Here is a 12,909-nt window from a genome sequence, read left to right as displayed (position 1 = left end):
AATCTAATAAACAGAAAAATATGAAACGTTATGGAAGTGTTATCGGCGTAAAGCCTGAAAAACTGGAGGAATATAAGAAATTGCATGCTGCTGTATGGCCGGCTGTGCTGGCTATGATCAGTGAGTGTAATATCCGCAATTACTCCATTTATTACAAAGATGGAATGCTGTATAGTTATTATGAATATATCGGAAATGATTATGAAAAGGATATGCAGCGAATGGCTGCCGATCCGACCACACAGGAATGGTGGAAGCTCACCGACCCTTGCCAGCAACCGGTAGAGAACCGTGCTCCCGGCGAATGGTGGGCTGCTATGGAAGAGGTTTTCCATACAGACTGAATAGCATATAAATAGAATAGGCTTTAAATATTATTGAACATGAACGACATTATTATTAAACTTGGCGAATGCGTGGAATTCGGCAAGATCAGTCTTGCATCGCCCTATCCACCGGCAATGAAAGGACAACCGGGTGCTGACGAATTGACCCGGGAAGCATTGGAGAACGGCTTATCTCCTCAATCCGTACTGAATGACGCCCTGATCCCGGCAATGAACCGGGTTGGCAATAAGTTTACGGAAGGGAAGATATTCGTACCTCAAATGTTGTTATCGGCTAAAGCGATGAACAGTGCCATGAAGCATCTGAAACCTTTTTTTCAGAATGGCGAGATCAAACGGAAAGGTGTATTTGTTATCGGTACCGTTATGGGGGATTTGCACGATATCGGCAAGAACCTGACAGGCATGATGGTGGAAGGCTCCGGTTGGGAAGTGATCGATCTGGGGACGGATGTGCCGGCCGAGAAATATATCCAGGCATTGGACGAACATCCCGGAGCTGTCTGCGGTATGTCTGCCTTGCTGACTACTACCATGAGTAATATGCAACCGATGATCGCCACTATACGTGCAAAATATCCCGAAACTAAAGTGGTTGTCGGTGGCGCACCGTTGAATGCGGAATTTGCTCAAAAGATCGGGGCGGATGCTTATGCCCGTGATCCGCAGGATAATATCAACTGGTTGGAATCAATCGTAGCCTGATAGCGTATGAATAAGTTTATCGAGCAATTACAGGATAGCGACAAGCGGATCGCTATCCCTATCATGACCCATCCCGGAATTGAAGCGATCGGGAAAAAAGTGATCGATGCCGTTACGGACGGCGAGGTTCATTATCAGGCAATCAAACAGGTGACGGAAACCTATCCTACAACGGCTTGTACCGTCATTATGGATTTGACTGTCGAGGCGGAGGCTTTTGGTTGTGCGATCAGTATGCCGGAACACGAGGTACCCAGTGTTACCGGGCGTCTGGTGTATGACGAAGAAACCGTGAATAGCCTGCAGGTCCCTTCTTTGTCTGCAGGCCGGATGCCGGAATATCTGAAAGCGAACCGCCTGGCAGTGGAAAACATAAAAGACAAACCTGTCCTGTCCGGCTGTATCGGTCCTTTCTCATTAGCGGGAAGACTCTATGATATGTCTGAGATTATGGTCGGTATTTATATCGAACCGGATGTGGTAAAAACGCTGTTGGATAAATGTACAGCTTATATTACAGCTTATTGCCGGGAGCTGAAAGCGATCGGCGCAACAGGTGTGATCATGGCCGAACCGGCTGCCGGATTACTTTCCAATGAAGACTGTCAGGAATATTCGACCGTTTATGTCCGGCAGATAGTGGAGGCGGTACAGGATGAGAACTTTGCTGTGATCTTACATAATTGCGGAAATAAAGGACAATGTACCCAGGCAATGATTGATTCCGGCGCTGCAGCTTTACATTTCGGAAATGCCGTAAATATGGTTGAGACGCTGGAACAATGCCCGTCAGACCTCATCGTGATGGGAAACATCGACCCTGTCGGCATTCTGAAACAGGCCACATCGGAAGAGGTGTACCGGATTACTGCTGATTTGTTGTCAAAGACATCGCAGTATAAAAACTTTGTTATCTCTTCCGGTTGTGATATGCCGCCTTTGGTCCCGGATGCAAATATCAAAGCCTTCTATCAGGCAATAGCCGATTTTAATACAGGGAAATGATGTTCCGGTCATACACATTTTCGTTTGAAGAGGTTCGTCCGGAAATACCGGTATTGATGGAGTACCTCCAAATCCCGGATTCAGAGAGTTATGCACTCGTCTCGGAGATTGTGGAGAAAACCTTTGACGAATTGAAAGATTCGAAAGAGATTATCGGCGGATACCGCGTACTGGATTGTCCGGAAGTAAATATGAGAGAAGGAATAGTCGCTTGTTCTGCAGGGTATTTGCATACAGGGCGTAAGATTAGCGGTTATATGAAAGGATCCGGCCGGATAGCTTTATTTCTTTGTACGGCAGGGAAAATTTTTACCGGGTTGTCACAAGCTTATCAGCAGAACGGTGATTTTCTGGAGGCATTCGTTGTCGAGTCGATCGGCTCGGCGACCGTTGAAAATGCAATGGATAAAGTGCAGCAGTATTTGGAAGAAGATATGACAGAACAGGGAAAGAAGATCACGAACCGTTACAGTCCGGGCTATTGCGAATGGGCACTGTCAGGGCAGCGCGATCTGTTTGCCTATATCGGCGACCACCCGACCGGGATTACTATCAATGAATCTTGTCTGATGCAGCCGATCAAATCGGTTAGCGGAATTATAGGAATAGGGGATGAGGTCAGAAAGCGACCTTATGGCTGTGATATCTGTAACAGTGCCTCTTGTGCGTATCGGAATATTAGAAGAAAAAAACATTAAGAGTTATGACATTTGAATTATTATTCGGAATTGGGCTGATAGCTATCGGAGCATTTTCGTCGGGAAGTTTCTCGATCCCTTTTGGAAAGACCCGTAACTGGGCGTGGGAAAACTATTGGCTGATATATAGTTTGTTTGCTTATGTGATCGTGCCGTTGGTGGCATGCTATGTTTTTTGTCCGGGCTTTATGAATGTGCTGTCCGGTGTCCCGGCACAGACGTTGGGATGGATCTTTTTACTGGGGATCATCTACGGTATTTGTAATCTTACCTTCGGACTTTCCCTGCGTTATCTGGGGCTTTCGTTAGGCTTCTCGCTTTCTTTGGGATTGATGATGATACTGGGAACGATCATTCCTCCGGCTATCGACGGGCGTTTGAATATTCTCTTGCAACAATCCGGGGGGACTATGTTGATAGCCGGTTTGCTGATTGCCGCAGTCGGTATTGCTTTGAGTGGATATGCCGGTTACCGGAAAGATAAAGGTGCCGGACCGGAAGCGAACCCGGAACTTAATTTCGGAAAAGGACTGGTGCTGGTTTTCTTTGTCGGAATAACCGGTGCTTCGCAAGCCCTGGGTATAGAACAGGGTACGGGGATTTCATCTGCTTTGGTCGCTTCGGGTATCGATCCGCTATTCCAGACGTTACCTGTCTTTTTCGTATTGTTCGGTGGTTCTTTTTGGGCGACTGCGATTTGGTGCTTGTTCCTGTCGAAAAAGAATAATAACCTGAAAGTCTTTGTAAAGACAAAGGATATCGCTGTTTCAAGCAACTATCTGTATTGCGGATTGGCGGGTTTTCTTTGGTTTGTCAACTTTATCTTTTACGGTATGGGGAAAAGCCGGATGGGAGAGTTTTCGTTTACGGCCTGGGGGATATTGATGTCGCTGACCATTGTCTTTGCTACCCTTTGGGGATTGTACCGGGGCGAATGGAAGGCTACGGATACAAAGACAAAAGCATGGATGTATGCCGGACTGGTCGTATTGGTTGCTGCCTCTTTCATTATAGGAATGAGTGGCGGAGAGTGAGGATGATTGAAAATTGAAAATTGAGAATTGAAAATTATGACTTCAAGAGAACGTGTTTTATCAGCTATAGCTCATAAAGAGCCTGACCGTGTTCCGGTCGATATGGGAGCAACTCCCAGTTCGGGTATTTCGGCAATTGCCTATTCCAATTTATTAAAATATCTGGGGCGTACCGACCTCCCGGTTCAGATTTACGATGTGGTACAGCAACTGGCACAGCCGGATCTGTCGATTATCGATCAGTTCGGTATTGATGTCCTCGATATCGGCCGTACGTTTAATGTGAGTCCGTCCGACTGGCAGGAGACAATACTGGCTAATGGCGATAAAGCCCTGTATCCCGCCTGGTTTAATCCTGTAGAACAACCCAACGGTTCCTGGCATTGTTATGATACCGATGGTAAACGCCTGTTAGCAATGATGCCGAAAGGTGCCACATTCTTCGACCAGTCCTATTTCCCTTACGTGGATGGCTATCCTGATAGTTACGACGGTCTGGATGAAGAGATGGGACGTGTCCTGTGGTCGCGTTATGTGCACAGTCCCTGGGATCATGCTGCTGATGACGGTTTTTGGGAACAGTTGAGAACAAATGCCTTGCATTTGCGGGAGACAACGGATAAAGCGTTGATGATCGTTTGCGGTTGCAATCTTTTTGAATGGGGAACATTCCTGCGCCGGATGGATAATTTCTTGATGGACCTGCTTTGTGATCCGGATCAGGTGGAACGTGTATTGGATGAGTTACTGGAACGTCACCTGGCAACACTTGAAAAGGTCTGTGCTTCGGTCGGCGATATAGTTGACATTATCCGCTTCGGGGATGATCTCGGGATGACAACCGGTCCGTTCATGGATCCGGATACTTATAAAACCCTTTTCAAACCCCGTCATAAACAGTTATGTGATTATGTAAAATCTCATAGTCAGATGCATACCTTTATCCATTCCTGCGGTTCTATCTCTTCATTGATGCCCCATATGATCGAGGCAGGAATTGAAGTTTTCAACCCGGTACAAACCAATGCCGTAGATATGTCTCCCGAATTTCTGAAAAAAGAGTTCGGACAGGATTGTACTTTCTGGGGCGGTGGTGTAGAAACCGTCGGCACACTGAACAACGGCACACCGGCTCAAGTTCGTGAACAAGTCCTGGAGCGTCTGGAGATCATGTCGTCCGGAAGTGGTTTTGTCTTTAATACCGTGCACAATATACTTCCGGATGTTCCGCCGGAGAATATTATCGCGATGTTTGATGCGGTGAAAGAGTTTAATAATAAATGAAGTTGATGATGTGAAAATATAAAAAAAAACAATGCTTTTTGGGGGTGTACTTTCTGTTTGACTTGTACGTCGGAAAATAACGAAAGCACTGTTTCCTCCGTCTGTTAAAGAATAAAATGTGATTCAATATATATAGGCAGGGATTGATGATTAGTTAAATAATGATCATAGTTTTTGTAGAACTACGTATCTTTTTGCAAAAATAGAAAAACATCCGATAAAATCGTTTAAAAAATCCGTTCTTTTTTTTGCAAAATCCGATATTAAACTAATAATAGAGGGGTAAAAGGTGAAGTTTTAACCTTTAACAAAACGTTTGTTGAGTTTTGTCTGCATATTTTTGACGCAATTTACTGATTATCTCGAAATAATTATTGTCTCTGAACCATAGTTCTACAAAGACTATGGTTCAGAGACTTTTTTTATAAGTATGCGATAATAGATTGCAAAGGTGATGATTTTTATGGTTTAGACTTATGAATAGTCGTTTGATATTTGTATTAACTTTTGTTTGACCTTATCTCTAATCTCAATATGAATTGAAGGTGGATGAGATATAGCTATAGTATTAATGAATATAAAAGAATTTGTAAACCTAAATTTAATGCCTATGATATAAAGAAAAGGACAGTATGCTAAAAACGGATAATGTTTACACAATTATTCGGTTCACGTAAGATTAAACCAAATGTAAAACTGGTTAAAACTCTTAAACTAAGTAATTATTATGAATAAAAAAAGAATTGAAATAGGGATGGTAGCTAAAAGATCCCTTCCTATATTCGTTTTTACGACATTTTTATTTGTTTTGGCAGATTCGGCTTTTGCCACTGGAGCTGATGAAAAATCTACTATTACAGATAATAAAGTCAAAAAAGCAGGAATGGCTCTTATTCCTGCTCCAATGCAACAACAGAAAAAAATCAGTGGAGTAGTGACAGATGATTTAGGTGAACCTTTGCCTGGAGTTGCTATTCAGGTTGTAGGAACGCCGAGGGGGGTAACTACCGATGTTGATGGGACATATTCTATAGAAGTAAAAGAATCAGACAAATTGGTCTTTACTTATTTAGGAATGGAAACGCAAACAATTCCTGTTATAGGTAAAAAAGAACTGAATGTTACATTGAAACCTAAAGTTGACGAATTGGAAGAGGTTACTGTTGTTGCTTTTGCCAAGCAGAAAAAAGAATCGGTTATTTCTTCTATTACTTCCGTTAAACCTACTGATTTAAAAGTTCCCAGTAGTAACTTGACAACATCTTTGGCTGGTCGTATTTCCGGCTTGATTGCTTATCAGAGAAGTGGAGAACCTGGACAAGACAATGCAGAATTCTTCGTTCGCGGTGTAACAACATTCGGTTATAAAAAAGATCCATTGGTATTGTTGGATAATAATGAAATATCTTCTTCTGATTTGTCAAAAATCCAGCCAGATGACATTGCCAGTTTTAATATTATGAAAGATGCTGCAGCAACAGCCCTGTATGGTTCGCGTGGAGCAAATGGCGTTATTTTGGTTACAACGAAAGAAGGTGTTGAAGGAAAAGCCAGACTGAATGTCCGTTATGAAGAGTCTATCACAACCCCTACAAGTATGGTTGATTTGGCAGATGCGGTAACATATATGAAGCTGCACAATGAGGCCATTAAAACACGTGACCCACTGGGAGCAACCATGTATTCACAACAGAAAATCGATAATACGATTGCCGGAGGAAATCCGTATGTTTACCCTGCTAATGATTGGTATGATATTATGTTTAAAAAACAGGCTCATAGTCGTCGTTTGAATTTCAATTTAAGTGGTGGTGGTAAAGTTGCCAGTTATTATATCACAGGTACTTATAACTCAGATAAAGGAAATCAGAAAGTAGATGGTGTAAGTAACTTTAATAATAATGTCAATTTGAATCGTTATATTTTACGTTCCAACGTAAATATTAAAGTAACACCTACAACAACAGCAAAGGTTCGTTTGCAGGGTACTTTTGACGATTATAGTGGTCCGTTGGATGGCGGAGATGATTTGTATAAGAAAGTGATGAATGCCAATCCAGCGTTGTTTCCGCCCTATTATTTGCCTGATGAAGCGAATAAATATACTCAACATGTTTTATTTGGTAATGCAGATAAGGCACAATATATGAATCCGTATGCAGAGATGGTAAAAGGGTATAAAGAATATTCGACTTCCAATATGTTTGCCCAGTTTGAATTGGAGCAAAAACTGGATTTCATAACCGAAGGTCTTTCTTTGAGGGGATTGTTTAATACGAGTCGTTATTCATACTTTGAAGTAAAACGTGCTTATAATCCTTTTTATTATTCAGCAGGTATGTACGACAAGGCCTCAGATACTTACAAACTGAATATATTGAATGAACAGAGCGGCACGGAATATTTGAATTATGTGCCGGGAGAAAAAAAGGTTAATTCTGCTCTTTATTTTGAAAGTGCATTGAACTGGAATCGTATTTTCCATGAAAAACATAATGTTGGCGGCTTGTTGGTTTTCACGATGAGGGAATCGAAGAATGGAAATGAAAGTGACCTACAAAAGTCATTACCTTCACGAAATATCAGTTTGGCAGGACGTTATACTTATGCTTACGACGGACGTTATTTCGCTGAATTTAACTTTGGGTATAACGGTTCTGAACGTTTTGCAAAAAAAGAACGTTTTGGTTTCTTTCCTTCCGGAGGTTTAGGTTGGTTCATTTCCAATGAAAATTTTTTCCCTGAGGCTTTGAAAAAGACAGTAACCAAGTTAAAATTGAAAGCAACTTATGGTTTAGTTGGTAATGATGCAATCGGTAGTGAAGACGACCGCTTCTTCTATTTATCTAATGTGAATATGAATAACTCATATCTGGGCTCATCTTTCGGTACGTTAGGTAATAGAGGGGGGCGTGGGTTGAGCGGAATTTCCATTAGTCGTTATCCGAATGAAGACATCACTTGGGAAATTGCACGTAAGGCCAATTATGGTATTGAATTAGGCTTATTTGACAAAATTGAAATCCAGGCAGATTATTTCACGGAAAAGCGTTGGAATATTTTGATGGATCGTGCTGCCATACCGGAGACGATGGGGCTTCAAAGTAGTTTGAGAGCAAATGTTGGAGAAGCAAAGAGTCACGGTATTGATATGTCGCTTGATTATAATCACTCGATCAATAAAGATTTATGGATTACGGGGCGTGCTAATTTCACGTATGCAACTAGTGAGTTTTTAGTATATGAAGAACCAGATTATAGTAGTACGCCTTGGAAATCACGTATCGGTCATTCGTTGGCTCAAGAATATGGCTATGTTGCTGAACGCTTATTCATTGATGAAGAAGATATCCGCAACTCTCCGGTTCAGTTTGGTAATTATATGGCTGGAGATATTAAATATAAGGATTTGAACGGTGACGGGAAAATAACGGAATTAGATCAGGCAGCTATCGGTTATCCTACCAGTCCTGAAATTGTGTACGGTTTTGGTTTTTCTATGGGATATAAAGATTTTGACCTTTCTTGTTTCTTCCAAGGATTGGCAAGGGAATCGTTTTGGATTGATGTAGAAAAAACTTCCCCATTTATTGGAAACCAAAGTGCATTGTTGCAAGCGTATGCCGATAGCCATTGGTCGGAAGCTGATCGTAATACACAAGCATTGTGGCCGCGTCTGTCTACATCCGTAGTTGAAAATAACAATAAGAAATCTACATGGTTTATGCAGAATGGCGGATTTTTGCGATTGAAATCATTGGAATTCGGTTATCGTATTCCGAAGCATATTATTGATAAAGCTCATATAAGTGATTTGCGTTTCTATTTAAGCGGAACCAACTTGCTGACTTTCTCTAAATTTAAATTGTGGGATCCGGAAATGGGTGGAAATGGTTTGGGATATCCTATTCAGAGAGTATTTAATGCCGGAGTTCAGTTGTCATTCTAAAATGTAAATAAGATGATGAAAAATATATTATTAAAAAGTTTACTGTTCTGTATCGTATTACTGGAATGTATCTCTTGTAATTATTTGGATATTGTTCCGGATAATATGGCGACAATTGATTATGCATTCCGTAATCGTACAGCATGTGAAAAGTATTTATATACTTGTTATAGCTATCGTCCGAGACATGGTGATTTCCAGTGGGATCCGGCAATTGCTGCTACAGACGAAGTTTGGTGCCATTCCTATATTAATACTGCCGGGCGTTATATTGCTCGTGGTATGCAGAAAGTGAATAATCCTTATATGAACTTCTGGAGTGGAGCTAAATCAGGGGATTCCTTTGTCATTCCGGCTTTGTGGGATGGTATTCGTGACTGTAATATCTTTCTTGAGAATGTGGATAAAGTAACAGATTTACCTTCGTATGAACGTGACCGTTGGATAGCAGAAGTAAAATTCCTGAAAGCCTATTATCATTTTTATTTGTTCCGAATGTATGGTCCTATACCTATTATGGATGTCAATCTGCCGGTATCGGCTACTCCGGAAGAGGTAAAAGTATATCGTGAACCGGTAGATAATGTTGTTGATTATATAGTAAATCTGCTGGATGAAGCGGCTGCAGGTCTTCCTTCTAATGACGACTTGGTGGAAGGCACTGAAGCCGGACGAGTATATAATCTGGTGGCTAAAGCAATGAAAGCTAGAGTTCTGGCATATGCTGCAAGTCCATTGTTTAATGGAAATACGGATTATGCCTCTTTGGTCGATAATCGCGGAGTACAATTATTCCCTCAAACGTATGATCCTGAAAAATGGAAAAAAGCAGCAGATGCTTGTTTGGAGGCGATTGATATGGCTCATGCACAGAATAAACGGCTTTATACGAGTGTAGATCCACTGTTGAGTACGCAGAACGATACCTTCAAATTGCAGACCACTTTACGTCAGGCTATTTGTGATCGTTGGAATTGTGAACTGATTTGGGGGAGTACTAATAATGACCAATATTCATTTGTTCAACGATGTCAATCCCGTGTTTTGCGTGTTGGTGCAGAAATGGGAACAGTAGTTCGTACCGAGTGGGCCCCAACATTGAATACGGTTGAAAAATTCTATTCATCCCATGGCGTACCTATCAATGAAGATAGAGACTGGGTACAGAACAACTGGTATAGCCAACGTTACGAAATTCGTCCGGAAGTCTCTTCCGGTGCTGAAAAGTATTATGTAAAGGAGGGGCAGAAGACTGTTAATCTACATTATAATCGTGAACCCCGATTCTATGCAAATATAGGTTTTGACCGAGGTATCTATTTCGGTAACGGTTATAATAAGTTTCCGGACAATGTAAAACATTGCGAATTTTGTGCGAAAGAATATTCAGGAGTTGCTTCTGCTTCCGAGGCATTCTCTGTTACAGGATACGGAGCTAAGAAAATGCATAGTTTTAAAGATGCTATGACGGCGAACGATTATAGTATAGAGTATTATCCATTCCCGATCATGCGTATGGCAGATCTGTATTTGTTGTATGCTGAAGCACTGAATGAATATAGCGGTCCGAGCGGTGAAGTATATAAATATGTAGATATGATTCGTGAACGCGCCGGTTTGGAAGGAGTTCAGGCTTCTTGGACTAAATATTCCATTTCTCCTTCTAAAGCTGCAACCAAAGAAGGCTTACGGGAAATTATACAGCATGAACGTGAAATCGAATTGGTTTTTGAGGGACAACATTTCTGGGATCTCAGACGCTGGAAGAGAATTCAGGATTTTAATGAACAGCCAAAAGGATGGAATGTCATTCAGGGAGATACTCAAGATCTCTTCTACACAGTGACTTCAGTGGCCCAGACTCCTGTTGAGTTTTCAGTAAGAGATTATTTCTGGCCGATCAATGAAAAAGAGATTTCGATAAATTCGAATCTGGTTCAGAATTTTGATTGGTAAGTTGGTAATTAGTAATCATAATAAATGGGACAATGAAAAAGAATTTATTATATATACTTTCCGTTTTGCTTCTGATTGCATGTTCGGAAGAGGAACGTACGTTTGTTAAAACAGATTCTGTCGCTCCGCAACCTGTCAGCAATGTAGAAGTTACTAATATTCCGGGTGGTGCTATTTTGAAATATACTTTGCCGGACGATGAAGATCTACTTTGTGTAAAAGCTAATTATGAATTGAAATCAGGTGTTTCAAGTGAAGTGAAAGCTTCCTTATTTGTGGATACTCTTAAGATCGAGGGTTTCGGCACGGAAGATGAACGTATCGTGGAACTGGTAGCAATAGATCGTAGTCTGAATGAATCGTCACCTGTAAAAGTGACCGTGAAGCCACTGGAGGCTCCTGTTGTTACGATCGGACGTACTTTAAAGTTGATTGCCGACTTTGGTGGTGTACATGCCTATTGGGATAATCCCGGGCGATCTGAAATTTCTGTTATTTTGGAACAAAAAGATAATAACAATGAGTTCAACCGGATCGATGCTTACTATAGTACGGTGGTAGAAGGTAGTGCCGCGACTCGTGGAATGGATACTGATCCGAAAGATTTTAAGATTTATATACAGGATCGTTGGGGAAATGTAAGTGAAGCTTTGGAAACGACCATCTCACCTCTGTTTGAGGAACAATTTGATCGAACAAAAATCACAGGTATGTCTATTGAAGGCGACCAACCTTCGGCTTGGGGATGGGTTCTCGCAAACTTGTTTGATGGGACGAAAAGTGATGGTAACGGATTTCATACAGCTAATGGGTCAGGTGTTTGGCCGCAATGGATTACATTCGATTTAGGTGTGACCGGGAAGATCAGCCGTATCAAAGTATGGCAACGTTTGGGTGACTGGATTTATAAACATGGAAATTTGGAACATTTTGAAATCTGGGGAACCTCAGATGCTGAAAATTTGAATGATCCTTCGGTTTGGACTTTGATGATGGATTGTAAGAGTACTAAGCCTTCCGGATTACCATTAGGACAGATATCCGATGAAGACAGGCAATGGGCCGAAGCGGGTGAAGAGTTCGTTTGTGACCCAAGTAAACCTAAGGTTCGTTATCTCCGTTTGCATGCTTTGCAAACTTGGTCTAATGGTGACTTTTTCCATATGTCTGAAATAGAGGTCTATGGACAGGTTGGTGAGGATAAGTAAGGTTATTATTAAATGTATAGAAATATGATAGTAAAATATATTATTCCCCTCCTGATTTTTTGTGTTGGGGTATTTTCTACGTCTTGTGATGATATGGACGCTTTACATATTGGTTTTCTGGAAGAAGGCGAAACTATTTATGCGGCGAAAGTGGATAGTGCATCCGTCGGTCCGGGTAACGGTCGTGTTAAGATGGAATTATTTATTAATGCCCAACGTATTGAGAAGCTTCGTATTTATTGGAATGCTTATACGGATTCCATTGATTTCAATGTCGGCGGACAAGTTGGTGAATTCTCTCTTATGATTGAAAATCTGCCGGAACGGGAATACTTGTTCCAAATCGTCAGTTTTGATAAATATGGAAATCGTTCACTTCCGTTTGAAGCAACAGGTAGAGCTTGCGGTGAAGATTATCGGAATACCTTACCTAACCGTCATATTGAAAACATTTCGAAGACGGAAGATGGTAATATATTGATAACCTGGGGCGCGGCAAATGATGGTGCGGAGAAATGTGTGTTGACTTATACCGATGCAACCGGTCAGCAGCAGGTTCGTGAGGTATTGGCTACGGTCTTGGAAGATATCATTCAGAATGTCCAAAGCGGATCTTCATTTACGTATTATACAATATATAAACCGGCGGCTAATTCACCGGATAGCTTTAATACGAAAGAAGATTCAAGGGATTTTCCTGAATGAGTAGTCTTTATAACTTGT

10 protein-coding genes are annotated in these 12,909 nt (G+C 41.4%); all 10 read left to right on the top strand.

Annotated features, from left to right (window positions below):
* The first annotated feature begins 20 nt into the window (after window positions 1-20).
* The 10 genes from DWW91_RS03510 (at window position 21) to DWW91_RS03465 (ending at window position 12,891) form a co-directional block, all read left to right on the top strand.
* On the top strand, window positions 21-344 hold the full coding sequence (locus DWW91_RS03510; RefSeq protein WP_009860107.1) for an L-rhamnose mutarotase: 324 nt from the start codon (window positions 21-23) through the stop codon (window positions 342-344).
* Window positions 345-383: 39 nt separating this feature from the next.
* On the top strand, window positions 384-1,052 hold the full coding sequence (locus DWW91_RS03505; protein WP_046146023.1) for a B12-binding domain-containing protein: 669 nt from the start codon (window positions 384-386) through the stop codon (window positions 1,050-1,052).
* 6 nt (window positions 1,053-1,058) lie between these two features.
* On the top strand, window positions 1,059-2,057 hold the full coding sequence (locus DWW91_RS03500) for a methylcobamide--CoM methyltransferase (RefSeq protein WP_048314215.1): 999 nt from the start codon (window positions 1,059-1,061) through the stop codon (window positions 2,055-2,057).
* Window positions 2,054-2,755 (top strand): vitamin B12 dependent-methionine synthase activation domain-containing protein, encoded by a 702-nt coding sequence (locus DWW91_RS03495; RefSeq protein WP_224264106.1) that lies wholly within the window; start codon window positions 2,054-2,056, stop codon window positions 2,753-2,755. Before DWW91_RS03500 ends, DWW91_RS03495 begins: the two co-directional genes overlap by 4 nt.
* 5 nt (window positions 2,756-2,760) lie before the next feature.
* Window positions 2,761-3,789 (top strand): L-rhamnose/proton symporter RhaT, encoded by a 1,029-nt coding sequence (locus tag DWW91_RS03490; RefSeq protein WP_122326961.1) that lies wholly within the window; start codon window positions 2,761-2,763, stop codon window positions 3,787-3,789.
* A 36-nt stretch (window positions 3,790-3,825) separates the two neighbouring features.
* A complete protein-coding gene (locus DWW91_RS03485) occupies window positions 3,826-5,073 on the top strand; it encodes a uroporphyrinogen decarboxylase family protein (protein ID WP_122326960.1) in 1,248 nt (415 codons plus the stop codon).
* A gap of 727 nt (window positions 5,074-5,800) precedes the next feature.
* Entirely contained in the window at window positions 5,801-9,022 is a 3,222-nt protein-coding gene (locus DWW91_RS03480) for a TonB-dependent receptor (RefSeq protein ID WP_009860101.1), read from the top strand.
* 12 nt (window positions 9,023-9,034) lie between these two features.
* Window positions 9,035-10,978: a RagB/SusD family nutrient uptake outer membrane protein gene (locus tag DWW91_RS03475; protein ID WP_122326959.1), complete on the top strand. Its 1,944-nt coding sequence runs from the start codon at window positions 9,035-9,037 to the stop codon at window positions 10,976-10,978.
* 32 nt (window positions 10,979-11,010) lie between these two features.
* Window positions 11,011-12,186, top strand: a complete 1,176-nt coding sequence (locus DWW91_RS03470; RefSeq protein ID WP_009860099.1) for a DUF5000 domain-containing lipoprotein — start codon at window positions 11,011-11,013, stop codon at window positions 12,184-12,186.
* Window positions 12,187-12,210: 24 nt separating this feature from the next.
* Entirely contained in the window at window positions 12,211-12,891 is a 681-nt protein-coding gene (locus DWW91_RS03465; RefSeq protein ID WP_122326958.1) for a DUF4998 domain-containing protein, read from the top strand.
* Window positions 12,892-12,909 lie beyond the last annotated feature (18 nt).

Origin of the sequence: Parabacteroides sp. AF17-3, assembly GCF_003635445.1 — a bacterium.
Lineage (GTDB): Bacteria > Bacteroidota > Bacteroidia > Bacteroidales > Tannerellaceae > Parabacteroides > Parabacteroides goldsteinii.
The sequence above is the reverse complement of the archived record's forward strand: the minus strand, read 5'-3'. Positions and strand labels throughout refer to the sequence as shown.

Coding starts and splice junctions, on each gene's coding strand:
- DWW91_RS03480 (WP_009860101.1), top strand. CDS start 5,801: ATGAATAAAAAAAGAATTGAAATAGGGATGGTAGCTAAAAGATCCCTT.
- DWW91_RS03470 (WP_009860099.1), top strand. CDS start 11,011: ATGAAAAAGAATTTATTATATATACTTTCCGTTTTGCTTCTGATTGCA.
- DWW91_RS03510 (WP_009860107.1), top strand. CDS start 21: ATGAAACGTTATGGAAGTGTTATCGGCGTAAAGCCTGAAAAACTGGAG.
- DWW91_RS03485 (WP_122326960.1), top strand. CDS start 3,826: ATGACTTCAAGAGAACGTGTTTTATCAGCTATAGCTCATAAAGAGCCT.
- DWW91_RS03490 (WP_122326961.1), top strand. CDS start 2,761: ATGACATTTGAATTATTATTCGGAATTGGGCTGATAGCTATCGGAGCA.
- DWW91_RS03495 (WP_224264106.1), top strand. CDS start 2,054: ATGATGTTCCGGTCATACACATTTTCGTTTGAAGAGGTTCGTCCGGAA.
- DWW91_RS03505 (WP_046146023.1), top strand. CDS start 384: ATGAACGACATTATTATTAAACTTGGCGAATGCGTGGAATTCGGCAAG.
- DWW91_RS03475 (WP_122326959.1), top strand. CDS start 9,035: ATGATGAAAAATATATTATTAAAAAGTTTACTGTTCTGTATCGTATTA.
- DWW91_RS03500 (WP_048314215.1), top strand. CDS start 1,059: ATGAATAAGTTTATCGAGCAATTACAGGATAGCGACAAGCGGATCGCT.
- DWW91_RS03465 (WP_122326958.1), top strand. CDS start 12,211: ATGATAGTAAAATATATTATTCCCCTCCTGATTTTTTGTGTTGGGGTA.